General features: G+C 65.4%; 17 protein-coding genes. 15 read left to right on the top strand and 2 right to left on the bottom strand.

Annotated features, from left to right (window positions below; genetic code table 11):
* Positions 1–28 precede the first annotated feature (28 nt).
* The 13 genes from IE125_RS15045 (at position 29) to IE125_RS14985 (ending at position 17,809) form a co-directional block, all read left to right on the top strand.
* Positions 29–1,726 (top strand): (2,3-dihydroxybenzoyl)adenylate synthase, encoded by a 1,698-nt coding sequence (locus tag IE125_RS15045; RefSeq protein WP_189445480.1) that lies wholly within the window; start codon positions 29–31, stop codon positions 1,724–1,726.
* Positions 1,726–2,361: an isochorismatase family protein gene (locus tag IE125_RS15040; protein ID WP_189445479.1), complete on the top strand. Its 636-nt coding sequence runs from the start codon at positions 1,726–1,728 to the stop codon at positions 2,359–2,361. The genes IE125_RS15045 and IE125_RS15040 overlap by 1 nt, the downstream gene beginning before the upstream one ends.
* On the top strand, positions 2,358–2,639 hold the full coding sequence (locus tag IE125_RS15035; RefSeq protein WP_189445478.1) for a phosphopantetheine-binding protein: 282 nt from the start codon (positions 2,358–2,360) through the stop codon (positions 2,637–2,639). Before IE125_RS15040 ends, IE125_RS15035 begins: the two co-directional genes overlap by 4 nt.
* The gene (locus tag IE125_RS15030; RefSeq protein WP_229809136.1) at positions 2,636–6,634 is read left to right on the top strand and encodes a non-ribosomal peptide synthetase; all 3,999 of its coding nucleotides are present in this window, start codon (positions 2,636–2,638) and stop codon (positions 6,632–6,634) included. The genes IE125_RS15035 and IE125_RS15030 overlap by 4 nt, the downstream gene beginning before the upstream one ends.
* Positions 6,631–7,392 (top strand): 2,3-dihydro-2,3-dihydroxybenzoate dehydrogenase, encoded by a 762-nt coding sequence (gene dhbA / locus IE125_RS15025; protein WP_189445477.1) that lies wholly within the window; start codon positions 6,631–6,633, stop codon positions 7,390–7,392. Before IE125_RS15030 ends, dhbA begins: the two co-directional genes overlap by 4 nt.
* 95 nt (positions 7,393–7,487) lie before the next feature.
* A complete protein-coding gene (locus tag IE125_RS15020; RefSeq protein ID WP_189445476.1) occupies positions 7,488–8,603 on the top strand; it encodes an ABC transporter substrate-binding protein in 1,116 nt (371 codons plus the stop codon).
* 218 nt (positions 8,604–8,821) lie between these two features.
* Positions 8,822–9,664, top strand: a complete 843-nt coding sequence (locus IE125_RS15015) for an alpha/beta hydrolase (RefSeq protein WP_189445475.1) — start codon at positions 8,822–8,824, stop codon at positions 9,662–9,664.
* A gap of 160 nt (positions 9,665–9,824) precedes the next feature.
* Positions 9,825–11,549, top strand: coding sequence for an HD domain-containing phosphohydrolase (locus IE125_RS15010; protein WP_189445474.1), 1,725 nt, complete (start codon positions 9,825–9,827; stop codon positions 11,547–11,549).
* 326 nt (positions 11,550–11,875) lie between these two features.
* Positions 11,876–14,020, top strand: a complete 2,145-nt coding sequence (locus tag IE125_RS15005) for a TonB-dependent siderophore receptor (RefSeq protein WP_189445473.1) — start codon at positions 11,876–11,878, stop codon at positions 14,018–14,020.
* A 61-nt stretch (positions 14,021–14,081) separates the two neighbouring features.
* Complete coding sequence (locus IE125_RS15000; RefSeq protein ID WP_189445472.1) at positions 14,082–15,023, top strand: alpha/beta hydrolase; 942 nt, start codon at positions 14,082–14,084, stop codon at positions 15,021–15,023.
* 170 nt (positions 15,024–15,193) lie between these two features.
* The gene (locus tag IE125_RS14995; protein WP_189445471.1) at positions 15,194–16,237 is read left to right on the top strand and encodes a M4 family metallopeptidase; all 1,044 of its coding nucleotides are present in this window, start codon (positions 15,194–15,196) and stop codon (positions 16,235–16,237) included.
* Positions 16,234–16,569 carry a protealysin inhibitor emfourin gene (locus tag IE125_RS14990; RefSeq protein ID WP_189445470.1) on the top strand — a complete coding sequence of 112 codons (336 nt, stop codon included), beginning with the start codon at positions 16,234–16,236 and terminating at the stop codon, positions 16,567–16,569. Before IE125_RS14995 ends, IE125_RS14990 begins: the two co-directional genes overlap by 4 nt.
* Before the next feature lie 619 nt (positions 16,570–17,188).
* Positions 17,189–17,809, top strand: a complete 621-nt coding sequence (locus IE125_RS14985; protein WP_229809135.1) for a DUF3465 domain-containing protein — start codon at positions 17,189–17,191, stop codon at positions 17,807–17,809.
* A 70-nt stretch (positions 17,810–17,879) separates the two neighbouring features.
* On the opposite strand, the gene IE125_RS14980 is transcribed toward IE125_RS14985, so the two are convergent.
* Complete coding sequence (locus tag IE125_RS14980) at positions 17,880–18,614, bottom strand: glycosyltransferase (protein ID WP_189445469.1); 735 nt, start codon at positions 18,612–18,614, stop codon at positions 17,880–17,882.
* A gap of 292 nt (positions 18,615–18,906) precedes the next feature.
* Between IE125_RS14980 and IE125_RS14975 the strand changes: the two genes are divergently transcribed.
* Entirely contained in the window at positions 18,907–19,569 is a 663-nt protein-coding gene (locus IE125_RS14975; RefSeq protein ID WP_189445468.1) for a response regulator, read from the top strand.
* Entirely contained in the window at positions 19,566–20,948 is a 1,383-nt protein-coding gene (locus IE125_RS14970) for an ATP-binding protein (RefSeq protein WP_189445467.1), read from the top strand. The genes IE125_RS14975 and IE125_RS14970 overlap by 4 nt, the downstream gene beginning before the upstream one ends.
* A 48-nt stretch (positions 20,949–20,996) precedes the next feature.
* Here the strand turns inward: IE125_RS14970 and epmB are convergent, their stop codons facing one another.
* On the bottom strand, positions 20,997–22,028 hold the full coding sequence (epmB, locus tag IE125_RS14965; RefSeq protein WP_189445466.1) for an EF-P beta-lysylation protein EpmB: 1,032 nt from the start codon (positions 22,026–22,028) through the stop codon (positions 20,997–20,999).
* Positions 22,029–22,075: the final 47 nt, after the last annotated feature.

The following is a 22,075-nucleotide window of genomic DNA, read 5'->3' as shown; positions in this document are numbered from 1 at the left end:
TTCATCAACCGTTGAGGCCAGTCATTTCATGAGCCAACATCACGCTGCCCGCCTGCCGCTGCGCCAGGTGTGGCCTGACGAGTTCGTCGAACGCTATCGCGCCGCCGGTTACTGGCGCGGCGAGACGATGCCGGGCTTCCTGCGGGAACGGGCGCGAGAGTGCGCTGACCGCACGGCGCTGGTCGCCGGCGATGCCCGCTACACATACGCCGAGCTGTGGCAGGAGGCAGAGCGCATCGGCGCCGGCCTGCTGGCGCTCGGACTCACTCCCGGTGACCGCGTACTGGTGCAGTTCGGCAACGTCGCCGAGTTCATCCCGGTCGTGTGCGGACTGTTCCGCGCCGGCTTGATTCCCGTCTATACGCTGCCGGCGCATCGGCTGACGGAGCTCGTGCACTTCGCCCGCAAGGCCGAGGCCAGCGCCTATATCACCGCGGCACGGCACGAGGGCTTCGACCACCGCACGCTGGCCCGGGCGCTGCGCGCGGAGGTGCCGGCGGTAGCGAACGTGATCATCGCCGGAGACGCCGAGGAGTTCACTTCACTCGCCGCGCTGGCGGGAGACCACCAGGCGCTGCCTGATGACCCGGACCCGCAGTCGGTCGCATTCCTGCAGATCTCCGGTGGCAGTACCGGACTCTCCAAGCTGATTCCGCGCACCCACGATGACTACATCTACTCGTTTCGGGCCAGCAACGAGATCTGCGGGATCGACCGAGAGAGCGTCTACCTGGTCGCGTTGCCGGCCGCGCACAACTTTCCGGCCAGTTCGCCCGGCTGGCTCGGGGCGCTATACGCCGGCGCGCGGGTCGTGCTCAGCCCCGGCCCGGGGACGGCACAGGCGTTTCCGCTGATCGAGGCCGAGCGTGTCACCTGCGTGGGCCTGGTGCCGCCGCTGGCGCTCTTGTGGGCTGACGCCGCCAAGGCGTCGTCTCATGATCTCTCCAGCTTGCAGGTCATGCAGGTCGGTGGCGCCAAGCTGGTGCCGGAAGCGGCGCGACGGCTGAAGGAAACCCTCGACTGTCAGCTGCAGCAGGTATTCGGCATGGCCGAGGGGCTGGTCAACTACACGCGACTCGATGATCGCGAAGAGATCGTGCTGCAGAGCCAGGGACGCCCGATCAGTCCCGACGATGAGGTGCTCATCGTCGACGATCACGGCGATCTGGTCCCCGAGGGCAGCGCCGGACACTTGCTGGTGCGCGGTCCTTACACCATTCGCGGCTATCACAACGACGACGGCGCCAACGCGCGCAGCTTCACCGATGACGGCTTCTATCGCACCGGTGATGTGGTACAGCGGCTGGCGGGCGGATATCTGGTCGTGCAGGGGCGCGCCACCGATCATATCAACCGCGCCGGCGAGAAGATCTCCGCCGAGGAGATCGAAGATCATCTGCTGGCCCATCCTGCGGTGTTCGACGCCGCCGTGGTCTCGATTCCCGATGCCTACCTTGGCGAGCGAAGCTGTGCTTTCGTCATCGCCCGCGCCGAGCGTCCGCGCGCGGTCGAGCTCAAGCGCTGGGTGCGAGAGCGCGGACTGGCCGCGTTCAAGGTGCCGGATCAGGTCGTTTTCGTCGACGCCTTTGGCACCACGGCGGTCGGTAAGGTGAGCCGGCGCGAGCTGCGCGCGCATCTGCGTGAGCGCTTCGTGACCGAACAGCAAGGGGGTGAGCGAAACGATCCCGAGCCCCATGACGCCGTCAAACAGGGGGAGAGTTCCTGATGGGTCTACCGACCATTCCCGCCTACGCGCTGCCGACGGGTGACGAACTGCCCGAACCGCGCGCGCCGTGGCAGCCGCAACCCGAACGTATGGCACTACTCGTGCATGATATGCAGCGCTATTTTCTCGCTGCCTACGCGGTGGATTCGACGCCGCTCTCCCCGGCGATCGCCAATATGGCGCGACTGATCGCGCAGTGCCGCGCCAAGGGCATTCCGGTTTTCTACACCGCCCAGCAGGGCAATCAGGACCGTCGCGATCGCGGGCTCCAGGCCGACCTGTGGGGGCCCGGCATGCAGGCGATCGACGAGCACGAAGCGATCGTCGACGCGCTTGCGCCGGGGCCGGACGATCACGTGCTGGTCAAGCATCGCTACAGCGCCTTTCAGCGCAGCAACCTGGAGACCCTGCTACGGGTGCGCCAGCGCGACCAGCTGGCGATCACCGGCGTCTACGCCCACATTGGCTGTGCCGCGACCGCGGTCGAGGCCTTTCAGCGCGATATCGAGCCGTTCTTCGTCGCCGATGCGCTGGCCGATTTCTCCCGCGCCGATCACGAGCGCGCACTGCATTGGGTGGCGCGTACCTGCGGCGTACCGCTGACTACCGAACGACTGCTGGAGGTGCTGTCATGAACGCATCCACCCCGACCGATGCTCGAGACCCGGCGCTGAGCCTCGAGCGCCTGCGCGCGGATATTGCCCAGATACTGGGGGAGTCGCCGGAGGAGATCGCCGACGACGACAATCTGGTCGACCACGGCCTGGATTCGATGCGCGTGCTCAATCTGGCCTCGCGCTGGAGCGAAACGGGCGTCGAGATACCGTTTGCCGAGCTGATGGAGCAGCCGACGCTGAACGAGTGGTGGGCGCGGATCGACGCGCTGCAGCGTCGCGCGCCGGAGGCGCCATGAGCAGCGTGCAGGAAAACGAGGTGCGCACGCCGCGCGCGAAGGTGACGCCGACGATGCGACCGCTAAGCGAGGCGCAGACCGGGCTCTGGTATGCCCAGCAGCTGGCCCCCGACAATCCGTTCTGCAATACCGCCCACGCGCTGTGGATCGAGGGCGAGCTGGATGTCGAGACCTTCACGCGTGCCGCGGACCGCGTCGCCAGGGAAACCGAGGCGCTGGCCCTGTGCATGACCGACGGCGACACCGGCCCGCGGCAGTGGGTCGATCCCGACGGGTGGCCGCGTCTGGAGCGGATCGATCTGTCGGCAACGCCACAGCCCGCGCAAGCGGCGCAGGCGTGGATGCGCGAAGAGCGACTGACGCCGGTCGACCCGACGCGCGATGCGCTGGCGTGCCAGCGTCTTCTGCGGCTCGGCGAGCGGCACTTCGTGTGGTATCTGCGCGTTCATCACCTCGCGACCGATGGCTACGGCATGGCGCTCTTGGGCGAGCGCCTCGCCGAGCGCTATCGACTGGCGCTGCAGGCGGCTGACGAGACGCCCGAGCGTCAGCTCGGCGCGTTCTCGGCGGTGCTCGACGAGGATGCTACCTATTCCCAGGGCGAGAAACGTCAGCGTGATGCTGCCTGGTGGCGGGAAACCCTGAGTGGCGCACCCGCTGCGACCGGCCTGGAGACGGCGGTGCTGGCACCGGCCAGCGACGATAGCCATCGTTACGCGATGGCGCTGGACGCCACGCTTCGCGAGGGCCTGCGGGCGCTGTCGCAGACGCTCGGGCAGCCGTGGCCGGATGTGTTGACGGCGCTGACGGCCGAGTACTGCCGGCGCCATGTCGGCGGCGCGGAGTGCATCGTCGGCGTACCCTGGATGGGGCGCCTGGGCAGCGCCTCCGCGCGGGTGCCGGCGATGGTCATGAACGTGCTGCCCCTGCGGGTCGCACGGGCTGATGATGTTGCCACGCTCGTCGACGAGACCGCCACGGCGCTGATGAAAGCGCGCCGCCACGGTCGCTATCGCGGCGAGCAGATCCGCCGCGATCTGGGCCTGATCGGCGGTCAGCGCCGCTTGCACGGCCCGCTGATCAACGTGCAGCCGTTCGAGCGACCGCTGAAGCTCTCCGAGGGGCTGGATACCCGGCTGGAGATTCTCGCCACCGGTCCGGTCGATGACGTCACGCTGGGGTTTCGTGGCGATGCGGTTCAGGTCCTGACGCTCGAGATTGAGGCCAATCCCGCGCTCTACGACGCGGATCAGGTCGAGGCGCACGCGCTGCGCCTGTCGACTTTTCTGCAGGCGGCGATCGAAACCCACGCTCGCGGTGCCGGGCTCGATGACGTCGGGCTGGCAACGCCGGCAGAGGCGCAGCGCTATCTTCATGACGTCAACGCGACGGCGCACTCGCTGCCGGAAGCGACGCTGGTCTCGCTCTACGAGCAGACCATGGCCGATTCGCCCGCGGCGGTGGCGCTCGAAGCGCCGGGCTGCCGGATGACGTATGCCGAACTCGAGCGGCGCACGCGCGCCTTGGCTCAGCAGCTCCGTGAGGGCGGGGTGGGACGCGAGTCGGTCGTCGCGGTCGCCATGCCGCGCTCGCTGGAGCAGGTCATCGCGCTGGTCGCCGTCCAGCGCGCCGGCGGGGCCTATCTGCCGCTGGATCTCGCCCATCCCGATGAGCGACTGCAGCGGATTCTGGACTCGGCTCGGCCGCCCTGCGTGCTGGTGAGTGCCGACGCCCGACATCGTTTCCACGGTCTCACCACGTTGACGCCCGAGGCATGGCGCGAGCAGCCGACCGAAGCGACGCTCGACAGCGCGCCACGCCCGCAGGACGCGGCCTACGTGATCTACACCTCCGGTTCGACCGGCGAACCCAAGGGGGTGGTGGTCGAGCACCGCGCCATCGTCAATCGGCTGGAGTGGATGCGCGAGCAGTTCGGATTCTCGAGCGACGATCGCATTTTGCAGAAGACGCCGGCCACCTTCGACGTCTCCGTATGGGAATTCTTCCTGCCGCTCTTGGCTGGCGCGACCCTGGTCGTGGCGCCGCCGGAGGCGCATCGTGACCCGCGGGCGCTGGCGGCGCTGATCCGCGAGCATCGGATCACCACGCTGCATTTCGTACCGTCGATGCTGGCGGCATTCCTCGCCACGCCGGACACGCACGGACTGACGCTGACCCGCGTATTCGTCAGCGGTGAGGCGCTCGGCGCCGAATTGCGTGATCGGTTCCATACGCTGATCGATGCCGAGCTGTACAACCTGTACGGCCCGACGGAAGCTGCCGTCGACGTCAGCTGGTGGCCGGCGGGGCGGGAGGACCGCTCCCGCGCCGTACCGATCGGCTACCCGGTCTGGAACACGCGTCTCTACGTCCTCGATGCTCGGATGCGGCCTCTGCCCCCCGGCGTCGCCGGGGATCTCTACCTCGGCGGCGTGCAGCTGGCCCGCGGCTATCTACGGCGCCCCGCGCTGACCGCCGAGCGCTTCATCGGCGACCCGCATGTGCCGGGCGGGCGGCTCTACAAGAGCGGCGACATCGCGCGCTGGCGCCGCGACGGCGCGCTCGAGTTTCTCGGCCGCGGCGACGATCAGGTCAAGCTGCGCGGGCTACGCATCGAACTTGGCGAGATCGAGGCGGCACTGCTGACAGCCCCGGCGGTGATGCGAGCCGAAGTGATGCTGCGCGAGGACCTGCCCGGCGAGCCGCGCCTGGTCGGCTATGTCCAGCTCGAGACGGCTGGCAACGAGAAATTTGAAGGCGAGCAGCCTGACAGCGAGAGGGCGGCCGCGCTGCGATCTCGCCTGGCGACCCACCTCGCTGCCCGAGTGCCCGATTACATGATCCCGGCGGCCTTCGTGGCGCTGGAGAGCTGGCCGTTGACCGCCAACGGCAAGCTCGATCGCCGCGCGTTGCCGTTACCGATGTGCGAGGCAGACGAGGGCGCCGCGCCGCGCAGCCAGACCGAGCGTGACATGGCGGCACTGTTCAGCGAAGTGCTCGGTCGCGAGCGCCCGCCTGGCGTCGATGCCGATTTCTTCGACCTCGGCGGCGATTCGCTGACCGCCGTGCATCTGGTACTGGCGATCCAGCAGCGCTGGCAGCGCGATATCGGCCTGGGCGCGATCTTCTCCACGCCGACCGTGGCAGGCCTGGCGGCGTTGATCGATAGCGCCAGCGTCGCCGGAGACGACGGGCTCGGGCCCTGGGTCCGGCTGTCGCCAGCGGAGAGCGACGAGGCACCGCTATTCGCGATTCACCCGGCCGGTGGCGTCGCCTGGAACTATCGCGCCCTGGCGCGGGCGATCGGCCGACCCGCGTTCGGACTGCAGTCGCCGGCCCTCGATCCCGAGCAGGCGCTGCCCTCGAGCATCGATGCGCTCGCCCGTGACTACGTCGAGCGAGTTCGCGAGCTCCATCCGCGCGGGCCAGTGCATCTGGTCGGCTGGTCGGTCGGCGGCATCATCGCCCAGGCGATGGCGGTGAGGCTGCGCGCGCTGGGGCGCGAAGTGGGCCTGGTCGCGCTGCTCGATGCTTACCCTGCGGAGTGCTGGCGCAACGAGCCCGAGCCCGATCCGGTGGCCGCGCTGCGAGCGCTGTTGGCGATTGCCGGACACGATCCCGAAGCGCACCCGGAGCTCGATAGCCGCGAGAAGATCGTCGGGTTCCTGCGCCGCGGCGACAGCACGCTCGGCAACCTGCCGGAGGCAGCGCTGAATGGGGTCGTGCGCGCAGTGACCGGGACCAACCGACTGATCAGGAATCACTACCACAGCCGTTATGGCGGCACGCTGCTGCATCTGCGGGCAGGGCTGGATCATGCCGATCGGCCCGAGCTTCAGGCCGGGTTGTGGCAGCCGTACGCGCGCGAAGTGGAGGCGCTGGAACTGCCGCTGACGCATGCGGAAATGACCAGTCGCGATGCGGCGAATCGCATCGCGCCGTTGCTGATCGAACGACTGCAACGCACTCGAGTTTCGATGGGAGAGAGCGCATGAAACTGACGGGATACGATGGCAAGGTTGCCGTGGTGACCGGCGCGGGAGGCGGCATCGGTCGAGCGCTGGTGGCGCTGCTGGCCGAGAGCGGGGTCACGGTCGTTGCCACCGACCTGATGGCGCCCGAACAGGCGCTGCCGTCATCCGCCCATGCCGAGGCGCTGGACGTTACCGATGCAGCGGCGGTGGATGCGCTGGTGGAACGCGTCGAGCGCGAGATCGGGCCGATCGAGTTCGGCCTCAATGTCGCTGGCGTGCTGCAGTCGGGTATCGTGGAGACGATCACGAATGACGAGTGGCGGCGAGTGTTCGCGGTCAATGCCGACGGTGTCTTCCACCTGTCGCGGGCCCTGGCGAGAGTGATGACACCGCGACGGCGCGGCGCCATCGTCACCGTGAGCTCCAATGCTGCCGGCGTGCCGCGCCACGCCATGGCCGCCTACGCGGCATCCAAAGCGGCGGCGACGATGTTCACTCGCTGTTTGGGGCTCGAGTTGGCACCGCTGGGCATTCGCTGCAATATTGTCGCCCCTGGCTCGACCCTGACGCCGATGCAGACGGGAATGTGGGCTGACGATCAGGGCGAACAACGGGTGATCGCCGGTCTGCCCGAGCAGTACAAGGCAGGGATTCCACTTGGCAAGCTGGCAACGCCCGAGGATGTCGCGCACGCGGTGATGTTCCTGCTCTCCGATCAGGCAGGCCATGTCGCGATGAGTGATCTCTACGTCGATGGCGGAGCCACACTGCGCGCCTGAGCGGGTGTTACGGCGGCGTCGTCATCACGGGGCCGAATGACGGCCCAAAGGCGCGGGAGCGAAGGCCTCCGCGCAGTTTGCATCAAGGAGAGTTCATGATCGAAGTTCTACGTCGCCTCGCTGGCCTGGGAGCCGGCGTCGCCCTGGTGGCGATGCTGCTGATGCCGCAGGCCTCTCAGGCCGCCGAGGTCGTCGATCTGCGCGGTCGTACCGTGACGGTGCCTGACCACGTCGACAAGCTCTCGATCGACGACGGTCGTTATCTGATCGCGCTGTCGCTGATCTCGTCCGATCCGGTCGACCTGCTGGCCGCCTGGCCGCGTGACATCAACCGTCTCGGCGAAGCGTCCTGGCAGCGCTATCGCAAGGCGTTTCCGCGCCTCGATTCGCTGCCACGAGTGGCCAGTTCGGCGGACGACTTCGACACGGAAGCGGTGCTGGCCGCGGCGCCGGATGTCGCCGTGGTCTCGCTGGGTCGCGGGCCCACCGATACGCAGATCGCTCAGCTTCAGGCGGCCGGTATCGCCGTGGTGTTCATCGATTTCTTTACCGATCCGTTCGCTCACCAGGCGCAGAGCTTGAAACTGTTGGGTCAATTGACGGGGCATCAACAGCAGGCTCAGGCCTATCTCGATTTTCGCCGCGAGCATCTCGACCGAATCTCTTCCCGTCTCGATGACCAGACCCCGGCGCCGAGCGTGTTTCTGGAAGCTCACGCCGGGATGACCAATGACTGCTGTTTCGCTGTCGGCAAGGGCGGCATCGGACAGTATCTGGACTTCGTCGGCAGCCACAACATCGGCGCCGATGTGCTCGATCGGCCCTCCGGCAAATTGAATCTGGAGTACGTGATTTCTCGCGACCCGGATGTCTATATCGCCACCGGCGGGCCGGATTTGAAAGGCGCCAACGGCCTGGTGCTGGGCGGCGGCGTGGATGCCGACACGTCGCGCGACTCGCTGGAACGGATCACGCAGCGCCCCGGCATCGCCGAGCTCACGGCGGTGAAAGAGGGCAACGTGCACGGCCTGGCACATCAGCTCCTCAACTCGCCGCTCGATATCGTCGCCATCGAGGCGTTCGCGCACTGGATTCATCCCGATCTCTTTGCCGATATCGACCCCGCCGCGACGCTCGAGACGATCAATCGTCGTTTCCTGGCGGTTCCCTACGAGGGCACCGGGTGGGTCGATCTGGACAACAGTCACTAAGGCTATGTCTGAAACGTACTGCGCTTGCCCATTCAGCGTTAAAAATCGGCTGGTGCGCCAGTCCGATCAAGATGCTCATTTACACCCCGTAAACTGGGTCGCCAGCCCGGTCCGTCTTCGCCATTTTTCGCCTTGTCTGGCCTTCGCTCGTCGACTTTTCAGACAAAGCCTAGCTTCGTCCGCCGCGGCGGACCTCATTCACCAACGGAGACGCTGCCATGATGGGAGATCCGGTCACGCTCGCCGATACTCGGGTCCAGGAGCTGGAAGCGGCGAGCGGCGAGCGTTATCGACTGAGTCTCTGGACGCCGCCGGGGGAGCCGCCGCCGCGGGGCTGGCCGGCGATCCATGTGCTGGACGCCAATGCGCTCTTCGCCACCTTCGTCGAGGCGCTCAAGCGTTCCAGTCGACGCCCTGATGCGACCGGCATCGCGCCCGCGGCGGTAGTCGGCATCGCGCACGCGGGCGACGCGCTCTTCGCGACCGAGCGGCGCTTTCGCGATTACACGTTCGGGCCCTCCGTGCATGTCGATAAAACCGACGTCGGCGGGGGCGAGGCCTTTGCTGCCTTTCTCGACGACCGCGTCAGCGTCGATATGGCTTCGCTTGCTCCGCTCGATCCCGACCGCCGAATCTTGTTCGGGCACTCGCTGGCGGGCTATTTCGTGCTTCAGATGCTGTTACGTCATCGGCAGGCTTTCGAGACATTTGTTGCGATCAGTCCTTCGATCTGGTGGGACGAGAGCTCGCTGCGCCAGCGGCTGGCAGCCCTCGACGACAGTCGCGCCCGAGTGTTCATGGCCGTCGGGGAGTGGGAGTCGGTATTGCCGCCGTGGCAGCGCGACATCCCCGGGCGTGAGGCTCTGCTGGCGCGACGGCGCGAGCGCCGGATGGTCGAGCGTGCTCGAGACATGGCCGGCGAGCTGGAAACCCGGTTGGGCCGCGAGCGGGTCACTTTCCAGGAATTTCCGCAGGAGGATCACGCCTCGGTACTGATGGTGGCGATACAGCGCGCGCTGCGTTTTGCGCTGCCGCCCAAGCGCGGCGGCGGGACAGCCTAGAGCGCGGCGGCGGGGCAGCCTCGAGCCGCGTTCATCAGCATTCAGAATCAACGAACATCCGGCGCGATATCCCGAATCGCCATCAAGAAGCGCCGTCTCCGGTCGATAACGAAGCGTTACAGGAGCGTTTTTACCTTTATCTCTCGTTACCGGAGCTCCAATGGCAGAGTCAGCCACGACCGATATTTCGAAGGCCAATGCCAAGTGGGAATGGCTCGAGCCGCTATGTCTTCACGGCAGCGTCAATCTCGCTTTCGCTGGCGCGTTCGGCGCCTCCTGGCCGGTCGTTCTCGACGATATCGAGCGCGATGAAGCCATCATCATCGATATCACTGCCACACCCGCACTCACCGATCGGCTGGAAGCGGGGGAGTCCTTCCACCTCATCGGTCACGTCAACGGCGCGATGGTGCGGACCTCGGCACTGACGGTGCAGGGCCGGCTCGATCAAGCCGGGCGCGTGCGGCTGCGCTGCAGCTATCCCGAGATGCTCAGTACCGTCCACCGACGCGGCACCTTTCGCGCGCCGATCCGTTCGGAGATGGGCGTGGCGGCGCACTTTCGTCTGAATGCAGATGCAGCCGACATGCCGGTTGAGCTGGATAACCTGTCGCTCGGCGGCTGCCTGCTGACGCTGCGCCTCGCCGATGCGGTGAGGTTGACGTCGGATCAGCCGTTCGAACAGCTGTCGCTGCAGTTTCCCAACGGCCAGCGACTTACGCTCGCCGGGTGGGTTCGCCATGTGCGAACAGACGACGAGTGGACCACGGCGAGGGTGGGTTGCGAGTTTGCCGAGTTGCCGATCGACGGCGAGCGAATGCTTTGGCACTGCGTCAAGGAGGCCGAGCGGGAGAGTGCTCGCCGGGTTTCGCAGAGCGCAACGCCCCTGCAGCCATCGACGCTGTTTCTGACGCCAGAGGGCAAGAAGCCAGCGCCTGTCGCGCTGCCAGCGCGCACGCCGGCGACCGTGGCCGGCAACACCGCCGCGCGTTATTTGTTCAAGATCGCCGATTATCTCTACGCCCAGATTCTCGAGCTGCAGAACGGTGGCGAAATCGCTTCCACGCTACTCTCGCGCCACACCGATACGCTACTGAGGCTCGCAGCGCAGAGTCGCGAATCGCTGCTTTTTGCGCTGGCCTATCTCGACACCGAACCGGCACCGATTCGCCACGGGCTCGGCGTGGCGGTACGTGCCGCCGATCTGGCTCGCGGGCAAGGGCATGACACCGAAACGCTCAAGGCAGTCACGGCCAGCGCGCTGATACACGATCTGGGCAAGGCGCTGCTGCCGAGCGCGATTCTGGAGAGTGCCTCCGCGCTGGACTCTGCCCAGCGCGACCAGCTGGTGGAGCACGTGGCGTTCATTCGGCAGCGTCTGGACAATTGCCGTTGGCTCTCGCCGCACATTGCCGATCAGATCATCGGCGAGGTCAACGAACGTCTCGATGGCAGCGGTTATCCCGTGGGCGCCGGCGGCGATTCGATTGGCGACCTGGGACGGATGATGGCCGTCGTCGATGTGGTGGAAGCCATGACTCGCCCACGCCCGGATCGGGCGGCCTGGCCGCTGACGGAGGTTTATCGTCATCTGCTGGGGCATCCGGAGCAGTTCGACACTGTCTGGGTGCAGCGCTACGTCAAGCGCTTCGGCACGGCCCCGGTGGGAGCCCTGGCGCGCTTCTCCAGCGGTGCGCTGGCCTGGGTGCAGCGGTTGGACGATCGAGGCAGACCGCGCCAGGTTCATCTGGTGCTCAACGTCAACAGTCGTCAGCGGCGACTCGATCAGTTGCTGATGGATGGCGATATCGATCAGCTTGGCCGGCTGGAGGGCGTTGTCGACCCGCAGGCTTTCGGTCTCTCGCTGGCGCCTGCCAGGGAGTGAGCCGAGCGCACAGCGTGATTCAGCCTCGGGGCGCCGGCATCGCGCCGGTAAGCCCTGTCGCTTTCGTGAAACCGACCGTCACCGTCGTTATTACCACTCTGATTCACTATCACCATGCTGCTTCGCCAGTAATAGCCAACGCCCGCTGAAGACGCTCGCGGGCCGAGAGCTATATGCACCTTTTGAAGAATGATTATCATCTGCGGATGCTTTTGAGACGGATCTCGGGTATCTTCCTTTGTTGTGGTTGTTGAATCTCATTCTCATTAAAAACGACGACCTGGATCGCCCTGTGTCGTCGGATCACTGCAAGGGACACCGAAGGTATGGCTTCTTCTTTCCATCGAGCTCGTCACTGGGGATGGCCGCTGGCGTTCGGCCTGAGTCTGACCGCCTCCAGCCAGATGGTGCTGGCTCAGACCGCGGGCAGCGACGCCGAGCTCGACACCCTGACCGTCAAGGGTAACCGGCTCTATGAAATGCTGCCTTCGGAGATGACCGGCGGCTATACCGTCGACGCGGCCACGGTCGGCACCAAGACGCCTGCGTCCCTGCGTGATATTCCGCAGTCGGTCAGCGTGATGACGCGCGAAGCGCTCGAGGATCAGAACTTCAATACCCTCGATCAAATGGCCAAACGTACGCCGGGCATGCGCGTGTTGCCCAACGATAGCGGCCGCTCCTCGATCTACTCTCGTGGTTACGAGTACAACGAGTACAACATCGACGGGCTGCCGGCGCCGATGGCGAGCATTCTCGGCTCGGTGCCCAATCTCGAGGCGTTCGACCGGGTCGAGATCATGCGCGGGCCTTCCGGGCTGTTCAACAGTACCAGCGAGCTCGGCGGCATCGTCAACATGGTGCGCAAACGCCCGACCTACGACTTCCAGGGCCACGTGCTGGGTCGCTACGGTAGCTGGGACCAGAACCATGAAGAGGTCGATCTTTCCGGGCCGATCAACAGCGACGGCAGCGTGCGCGGCCGCATGGTGATCGCCAACGACGACAGCAACGGCTACGTCGACGAGAACGACAACACCAACCAGACCTTCTACGGCGATATCGATATCGACCTGGATGACGCGACGACGCTCTCGTTGGCCTACCTGCGTCAGCATCGCGATATCGTGCCGACCAACGGTGTGCCGGCGGCCGAAGACGGTTCGCTGCTCGATTTCACCCGCAGCAGCTATTTCGGTGCAGACTGGAACACCTTCAACAGCCAGAGCAACGACTGGATCGCCGAGCTGACGCATCGCTTCGATAACGGCGGCTATGGCCGCGTCGCGACACGCTACTCCAATCGCGATGCCGATTATCAATACGCCTATACCTTCAGCGGTGTCGATGAAGACGGTAACTCGAGCCTGGTCGGACTGGGTGGCAAGGTGAACCAGGAGACCTGGTCGGTGGATGCGAGCTACAGCCAGCCGTTCCAGACCTTCGGCGGCGTCAGCGAGTTCGTGGTCGGGACCGACTACAAGCGTTACGAGACCGAGACGGCGCAGGGTGTTGCGCGGCTTGGCACTATCGATGTCTATGACTACTCGTCGGATCAGTTCGATGAGCCGGATATCGCCTACACCCGTGCCGACAACCGCACTACGTTGGAAGAGTACGGCCTCTACTCCAAGCTGACGTTCCGTCCGATCCAGCCGCTGGCGCTGATCGCCGGGGGCCGCGTCAGTTCCTATCGTCAAGACTTGACCAGCTACCTCGATGGTTCCTCTGACTCGCGCAGTGACGATGCCAAGTTCACGCCCTATGCCGGCATCGTGTTCGATCTCGACAATCATCACTCGCTCTATGCCAGCTACTCGGAGGTGTTCACACCGCAGTCCGACGCCGTCGGCGAGAACGGTGAGCTGATCAAGCCGAGAGAAGGCGAGCAGTACGAGGTCGGGGTCAAGGGTAGCTACTTCGATGGGGATCTCAACGCGCGCATCAGCGCCTTCCGCATGTACGACGAAAATCGCGCCGCCTCGGTGGGCGCGGGCTCTTCTGCGTACTCCGCCGCGCTCGGCAAGACGCGAATCGACGGCGCCGAGTTCGAGGTCTCCGGAGCGTTGACGCCGCAGTGGAGCGTGATCGCCGGTTACACCTATCTCGATATCGACGTGCGCGAGGCCGCGGGGAACAACGATGTCGCCTTCACGCTAATGCCGAAGAATCAGTTCAATCTGTGGACCAAGTACGGCTTTGCGGGTGGAGCACTCGACGGACTCGAGGTCGGCGGTGGCGTGACCGCGCTCAGCGATTTCGAAACGCTCTCGAGTCCGCAGGTCGAAGCGCCGGGATACGCGGTGGTCGATGCGATGGTCGGCTATCGGTTCACCAGCCACATCAAGGGTCAGCTGAACTTCAACAACATTCTCGACAAGACCTACTACGAGCGCGTGGGCTCCGTCTCGACGTTCAACATGTATGGTGCGCCATCCAATGTCGTTGCCTCGTTGCGCTATGACTTCTGACGCTATCGCGACATCGCTGCGGCGATGGACCCTGATCGCCGGCTGCCTCTGGGCAGCCGGTTTGGGTTCTGACGCTCTCGCCAGCGAATCCGCGTCGCCGCGTGCCCGCGAAGCGGCGAGGGTGACGCTGGCGGGTAGCGAACAGTGGACGCTGCATGGCGAGGCCACGAATCGCGACTACCTGATCCAGGTCGCCGTGCCGGACTCGCCACCACCGCCCGGGGGCTATCCCGTGGTCTACATGCTCGATGGTAATTCGCGCTTTCCGCTGGCGGTAGTGTCGAGAGACTCTCTCACCCTGCGCGGACCCTACGACACGACCGAGCCGTGGCTGATCGTCGGTATCGGCTATCCCGACGTCGAACGCTTCGGGGGTGATGCGAGGAGCGAGGACTACACGCCGCCTGGGGGTAAGACGGGGTGCAAGATAGGGTGCAAGACAGAGTGCAAGACGGAAGGTAATGAAAGCCCAGCAAGGGAAACGGGGGCGAGATGCGCGCAGCGACCCAGCGGTGGGGCAGATCGGTTTCTCGATGTCATCGCCGATCAGATCCAGCCGGCGGTCGCCGAGCGTTACGCTGTCGACGGCTCCCGCCAGGCGCTGGTCGGCCACTCCTTCGGTGGATTGCTGACCCTCTACGCGCTGCTGACTCGTCCGGCGCTGTTCAGCGATTACGTGGCGATCAGCCCATCGCTCTGGTGGCATGGCGGCGAGCCGCTTCGCTCGCTGGTAGCTCTCGATGGCGATGAGGCCTCACGCCGGGTACTGATCGGGGTCGGCGACAAGGAGGCGGGGAGGCGCCCGCGTCTTGCCACGGTGGGAAAGGATGAGGTGCACGCGAGCCCCGCCATCGATGCTGCCGGCCTGGCCGAGGCGCTGGTCGCGTCGCATCCGAACTGGACCATCGCGTCGCGGACATTCCACGGCGCCGGGCACGGTACCGTCATGTGGCCGGCGATGCAGGCGCTATGGCAGTTCCTGGACGTACCGCCGCAACAGTGAGCGTGCGGGGCGAGCGCGTCGGTCGCCTCGAAGGCCCGCTGGCGGCTCCTGCACGAACTCCGGGCGAGCGTGAGTCACAAAAAGAGACAGTCGCAGCCCGGTGCCGGCAGCCAACATGAGCCACACTGCAGAGCGGGTACATCGATTGCAGGAGGGCTCGGATGACAGGCATGCCGACAAGTTCCCGGCTGACCGCTTTTATGCCGCCTCACGTTCTGGAGCGTGTGGCGTCCCACGGCAACGCGCGGCTCAAGCAGTGTGCGCGCAATACGCTGCAGGCCGATGCGCAGTTTCGCCTGCGCAATGCGTCTCGCCCCAGCGCCAGGCCCGCAGACAGCCCGCGGCCGGGGCAGGTCGCACGCTATATCTACACGGCCAATCGGCAGCAGACGCTCCCCGGCTCGCTCGTGCGCGAAGAGGGCGCTCCGGACAGCGGCGATGTCGCCGTCGACGAGGCGTACCAGTGGCTCGGCGCGACCTATCGATTCTATTGGGAGGTGTTCGAGCGACATTCGATCGACGACGAGGGCATGGCACTGATCGGCACCGTGCACTATGGGGAAGACTACGACAACGCGTTCTGGAACGGCGCGCAGATGGTCTTTGGCGACGGTGACGGCGAGCTCTTCAACCGCTTTACCGCCGCGCTCGAAGTCGTGGCGCACGAGCTGACGCACGGCGTGATCGAACGTGAAGCCGGTCTCATCTATGCCGATCAGTCCGGCGCGCTCAACGAGTCGTTGGCCGACGTCTTCGGGGTCATGGTCAAGCAGCATCACTTCGAGCAGACCGTCGACGAAGCGGACTGGCTGATCGGCGAGGGGCTTTTGACCGAGCGCGTCAATGGTCGAGCCCTGCGCTCGATGGCGCACCCCGGCACGGCCTACGACGATCCGGTACTCGGCAAGGACCCGCAGCCCGGTCACATGGACGATTTCGTGCAGACCGCTTCCGACAACGGCGGCGTTCACATCAACTCCGGGATTCCCAATCGCGCCTTCTACCTCGCCGCAACGCGGCTTGGCGGTTTCGCCTGGGAGGCCGCCGGGCCAGTGTGGTTGGATGCCCTGATCGACGCACGGTTGGCGCGTGATGCCGACTTTGCCACGTTCGCGCGTCTGACGATCGACCGCGCGACCGCCCGCTTTGGCGGTGGCAGCGAGGCAGAGCGTGCCGTCACCCAGGCCTGGGCGGATGTCGGAGTTCTGCCATGAGCAGGGCAGACTGCCCGCGTTTGACGCTTGGCAGCGTGGTGGCGATTGCTCGGGAGGGCGGGTTTGCGGCCATGCCCGGGCTTTCGCGACCGCGACGTTTCGCCTGTCGAGACTTGACCGAAGGACAGCGCGCGCGGCTTCAAGCGTTGATCGACGAGATCGAAAGCCTCGGCAGTCCTGGATCGCCGGGCGGAAATGATCGAATGGTCTTTCGCATCACGCTCGAAGATACGGGTGAAACTCCCAGCTGGGAGCGCCTGGTCGACGAGTCACTGACACCCAAAAGCTTGAACAGGCTATGGAAATCCGGTCCGGCCGCCCTCGGTGATTGAATTCGCGAGTGGCGAGAAGCCTGCAAGCGAGTAGTGACTAACCGGGAAAAGCCGGCAGGGCCTGATTTTTTCTCGACCCGCGGAACTTTTGATGGTGAGCGTACTCTGAAGTAGTAGCCCAGGACGGGCGCACAGCGTAGGCCGGGCCCGATTTGGGTCCGGCTTCTTTTTTTGTGCATCTCGCACCGTGCTGTGCATGCCGATACCGTGTCTCCTTCCGCGCTTCCCGCCGCGACAAGATCTGGAGCGCTTTCCTTCACGAGCTTTCTTGCACGAAATGGAACTCTTCTTTCGATGCCGGAAAGCCGGCGCTGGCTTGCCTGGTGCGCGTCCCCTGTCTAGCTTTTTTCCGAGTGCAGAGCGACGAGCAAGACGATTCGAGCCTCGTCCGGCAGGACGCCGGATGCGAATCGGAGAGGGCAGGGAGGCGGGGGCAGCGATACCGTTCGATAGCGATGGGTATCGGGCCGGCCACGGAAGGCCATCACTGCCACGGAGCCCGTTCGGCGTCGACTTCGGTGCCACAAGGACGTCGCGACACGCAGGAAGCGTACGATAGGTGGCGACACTCGCCGTCAGCGTCACGGTGGCAATCAGCCATCGAGACGGTTGAACGTTCATGGTCTATCTTCAGCGAGCCTCCGGGCTCGCTTTTTTCGTCGATGAGATTGGCGGTCTCTGCGTCGGCCAGCATCGTCTTCACGCTTCACGCTTCACGCTTCACGCTTCACGCTTCACGCTTCACGCTTCATTCTTCACTCTTGGCCGGGGGGCGCCGATGATTTTTCGCCAGCGCAGGCGTTCGAGAGCACTTGTCGTGGTCGCGCTTGCGATCGTTGCTCTGGTGCTTGGCGCGATACTCTCGCTGCCGGGGCGTGACGGTGACCGTTCGCAGGCGAGCGAGACGTCGGCAGCGCGCCTGCAGGCCGCCTTCGATGCGCGGCAGAGCGATATCTGGGTCGAGGCGACGGGCGAGGTCGTCAGAGTCTTGCCGGATGACCTGGAGGGCAGTCGCCATCAGCGTTTCATTGTGCGACTGCGCACCGGGCAGACGCTGCTGGTCGCGCACAACATCGATCTCGCACCGCGAGTCGCGCTACTCTCGCCGGGCGATGAGGTGAGCTTTCGCGGGGAATATGCTTGGAACGCCAAAGGGGGCGTCGTTCATTGGACGCATCGCGATCCGTCGGGCCGACAGGTCGGTGGATGGATCGAGGTCAACGGCAGACAGTACCGATAGAAGCCGCCCTCGGTGTCCGGCGGGCGGGGTTGCCTGGCTCGATGCCGTGCCAACGACGTCGGTAAATCCTTCAGCGAGCGTAGGCTCGTTGTCGACCACGTCCCGACAGACGCTTGGCATGCCACCGACGCGAGAGCCACCACATCCCCAGCCAGTCGCGGGTATCGGCCAGCCGCTGCGAAGGTGCGCTGCGCCAGCTGGCGCTCGGGGCCTGATCGACATGGCGGACGTTGACGGGGCAGCTGCCGACGCAGCCGCCACCACGACGAATCAGCAGCGGCAGAAACGCCTGCAGCCGGTCGACACAAGGCAGCGCCAGGAGTGCCTCGCGTTGCACCACGCGAAGGCCCCCCTTGCCGCCCTCCGGCCCGGCCACGCCCATTGCCTGACCGGCCCGGCGCATCGTCGCCCGCCAGCGGCAGTGCGGGCCGAGTGGCACGCCCTCGACCAGGGTCAGACCTTGATGCCGCGCATCGGCGATCATCGTCGGCAGGTCGTTCGGGTCGTCGCGGCCGTAGGCGTCGAGCGTTATGATCCACTCGCTCGCCGCCTCGCTGCTCGCCTGCCAGAGCGCCGCATCGTTGCCGACCGGTGTGGCTTGCCGATAGAGGCGAACTCGATCATCCTGCGCGGCCATCGCGACCAGGCCTCTGGCGGTGTCATCATCGGTCGCGTCGTCGATGACGACGAACTCGAGATCGCTGGCATGCACCAGTGCCCGACGAGTCTCGGCGATGATGTCGGCAACGCGATGGCGCGCATCGGCCACGACGATGACGATCGACAGGCTGGGAAGTGCGAGCATGATGAACTCCTGTTGAGTTGGCCCTGCACGAAATTTTATTTTCCCGTTGTGACGCGCCACTATGACAAAGATTCCTTAACGGCGACTTAGATTGCCGTGGCGACCGGGCTGGCGCGGAGGAAGACCCAGCGTATCCGCAGCCTGCCAGCTTTTGATGACGCTTTTGCGGCACGCCGGACAGGCCGTTGGGGAACCAATTGGCGATCGGCGTTGTAGTGGTAGGGCATGACAGGGAAATTCAAGACGATCGCGAGCCGTCGGCCATGCCGGACGGCGTACAGAGAGATGATCCATGAGGGTAATGCTGGTCGAAGACGATCCGCTTCTGGGAGAAGGGGTCGTGGCGGTGCTGCGTCGGGAAAAGTTCGTGCCGGAATGGCTCAGCGAGGGCAGCGGCGTCTGTGCGGCGCTCGAGAAGTCCACCTTCGACGCACTGATACTGGATCTCGGACTGCCGGACGTCGATGGGCTCGAAGTGCTGAGACAGCTTCGAGAGGCGGCCTGTCCGGTGCCGGTGTTGATCCTGACGGCAAGGGATGACGTCGATAATCGTATCCGCGGGCTCGACAGCGGCGCCGACGACTATCTGATCAAGCCGTTCGACAACGGTGAGCTTCTGGCGCGACTGCGAGCGCTGGTGCGTCGCAGCGCCGGGCGCGTCTCGCCCACCGTCAATCACGGCCGCCTGGTGCTCGATCCGGCGGCGCACGAGATTCGCTTCGACGATGAGATCGTCGCCGTCGGTCGCCGGGAGCACGATCTGCTCGCCTATCTGATGACGCATCCTGGTCAGGTATTCACGCGCGACCAGCTGGTCGAAGTGCTTTACGGCTGGGATGCGGAAGTCGAGAGCAACGTCATCGAAGTGCACGTGCATCACCTGCGGCGCAAATTCGGCGCGGGCGTGGTCTCTACGGTCAGAAGCGTCGGATATCGTCTGGGAGAGGCCGGTTGATCTCGATTCGGCGTAATCTGCGGCGCTCGCTGCTGGTCTCGGTCACGCTCGTCACGGCGGTGGCGGCCGTCTGGAGCTATCACGATACGCGTGACCAGATCGATGAACTGTTCGATGCCGAGCTCGCCCAGACGGCGCGCACCATGGTGGCTCTCTATTTCGAGCATGGCGGCACCACCGCGAGCGAGCCCGGTCTGGAACTCTCGTCACCGAAGATTCCTGACAACTGGACCGACTCGCCGACCGCCGCCGGCCATCCCTACGAAAAAAAGCTCGGGTTCCAGATCTGGAATCGCGACGGCCAGCCGCTGATGGGCATGAAGACGCAAGGCGTCAGGCTCGAGCTCGACCCGGACGCCGGCTATGGCGTTCATGACGGCGGTGACCACCAATGGCGAACCTTCACCCTCTATGACGATCGGCATCAGGTCTGGGCGACCGCCGCCCAGCGCGACGACGTTCGCGACGAACTGACCTGGCAGATCGCGATGCGCGATCTGATGCCGCCGGTGATCGGCACGTTGATCATCGCGCTGGTGATTCCGTTCTTCATCGCCAGAGGGTTCTCGCCGCTGCTGCGTGTCAGTCGCCAGATTGCCGCACGCAAACCTTCCTACCTGGAGCCGATCGACGCCAGCCAGACGCCGGAAGAGATCGGCGGCATGGTCAAGGCGCTCAATGGAGTGTTCGCGCGTCTGGCGGAGACCCTCGAGAAGGAGCGACGCTTCACCGCCAATGCGGCTCACGAGTTGAGAACCCCGCTGGCCGCGATCAAGGTTCATGCGCAGAACCTCCTGAGTGAGGAGATCGAGCCCGAAGCGCGTCAGGGCGCGCGTTCGATCATCCACGGCGTGGATCGCATGACCCGAGTGGTCGAGCAGCTGTTGACGCTCTCCCGGCTCGAGAGCGGTCAGGCGGTTACGCGTCAGTCGGTCAACCTCGAACGCCTGGGGAGAGAGCTTCAGCGTGATCTGCAGCCGGTCCTGATGCAGCGCGATATCACACTGACGCTCGAGGTTGCCGACGGCCTGCATCTGGAGAGTTACGAAAACGGCCTCTACGTGCTCATGCGCAATCTGCTCGACAACGCGGTCCGCTATACGCCGCAAGGCGGGCAAGTGCGCTTAGCGATATCGCGAGCGTCGGATCACGTGCTGATCGATGTCGCCGACAGCGGCCCCGGCATCGCGACGGGCGATCGCGAGCGCGTGTTCGAGCGCTTCGTGCGTCTGGCGGGTCAGAAGACCAGCGGTTCCGGGCTCGGGCTTGCCATCGTGCGCGAGCTGGTCGAGCGCCTTGGTGGCACTATCGAGCTGGCGGATACGACACTGCCGGCCGACAGCGGCCTGAGCGTCAAGGTTGAGCTGCCGGTGGCGTGATCGTGGGCGTCGCGCACGTTGGTTGACCCGGCCCAGCGGGCCGTCCACTCACAGCGGGGTCTTGCTCGCCTCGTCGGGAATTTCGCGAACCAGCCTCGGCATCAGAAACCCTGGCAGCGTCTTGCGCAGCTCGGCGACCAGCGTGCGGGCGTCGTCATCGCTGATATCGAAGTGAGCGGCGCCGGTGACTGGATCGAGAACGTGCAGGTAGTAGGGCAGCACGCCCGCCTCGAACAGTCGCTCCGACAGCGCCGAGAGCGTACCCACATCGTCGTTGACGCCTCTCAGCAACACGCTCTGATTGAGCAGCGTCGCACCGGCCGCCTGCAGGCGGCGGCAGGCGGCGATGACATCGTCGTCGATCTCCTGGGCGTGGTTGATATGCAGCACGATCACCTTCTGCAGCCGGGTCGCGCGGAGCCAGGCGAGCAGTTCCTCATCGACGCGATCCGGAATCACGACGGGCAGACGGGTATGAATCCGCAGCCGCTTGAGATGGGCAATCGCACCGAGGCGCTCGACCAGGCTCGCCAGCCGGCGGTCGGGAGAGGCGAGCGGGTCGCCGCCGGAAAGGATGGCTTCGTGAATCGAGGCGTCCGCACGCAGGTAGTCGAGCGTGTCGTCCCATTCGCGCAGCGACGGCGCGTTGTCGGCATAAGGAAAGTGACGACGGAAGCAGTAGCGGCAGTTGATGGCGCAGGTGGGGCTCGCGATCAGCAGCACGCGGCCGGCGTACTTGTGAATGAGCCCGGCTTTCGGGGTGTGCGCGCTCTCGGCCAGTGGGTCGTCGACAAACCCCGGTGTCGGCTCGGCCTCGGCGGCGACCGGCAGTACCTGACGCAGCAGCGGGTCGTCGGGATCGCCACGGCGAATGCGCTTCAGATAGGCCTCAGGCACTCTGACCGGGAACAGCGCATGGCCGGTATTGGCGCCGAGAAGCGCGGTCGGTTCGAGATCGAGGCGCCGGCAGAGCTCGGCCGGATCGCGAATGACATCGCCAAGCTGGCGCTGCCAGCTCGTGACCGCCGGGGGAGATACGACCTCTTCGCAATGCACAGCGATCGGGGTTCGGGTTATCATGCGCACCACTCAAATTGGAACGTCTGCCTGCGGCAGCACGAGAACGG

Source organism: Salinicola rhizosphaerae (assembly GCF_014652715.1).
Taxonomy (GTDB): domain Bacteria; phylum Pseudomonadota; class Gammaproteobacteria; order Pseudomonadales; family Halomonadaceae; genus Salinicola; species Salinicola rhizosphaerae.
Note: the sequence above shows the minus strand (reverse complement) of the source record. Positions and strands in the feature narration are given on the sequence as shown.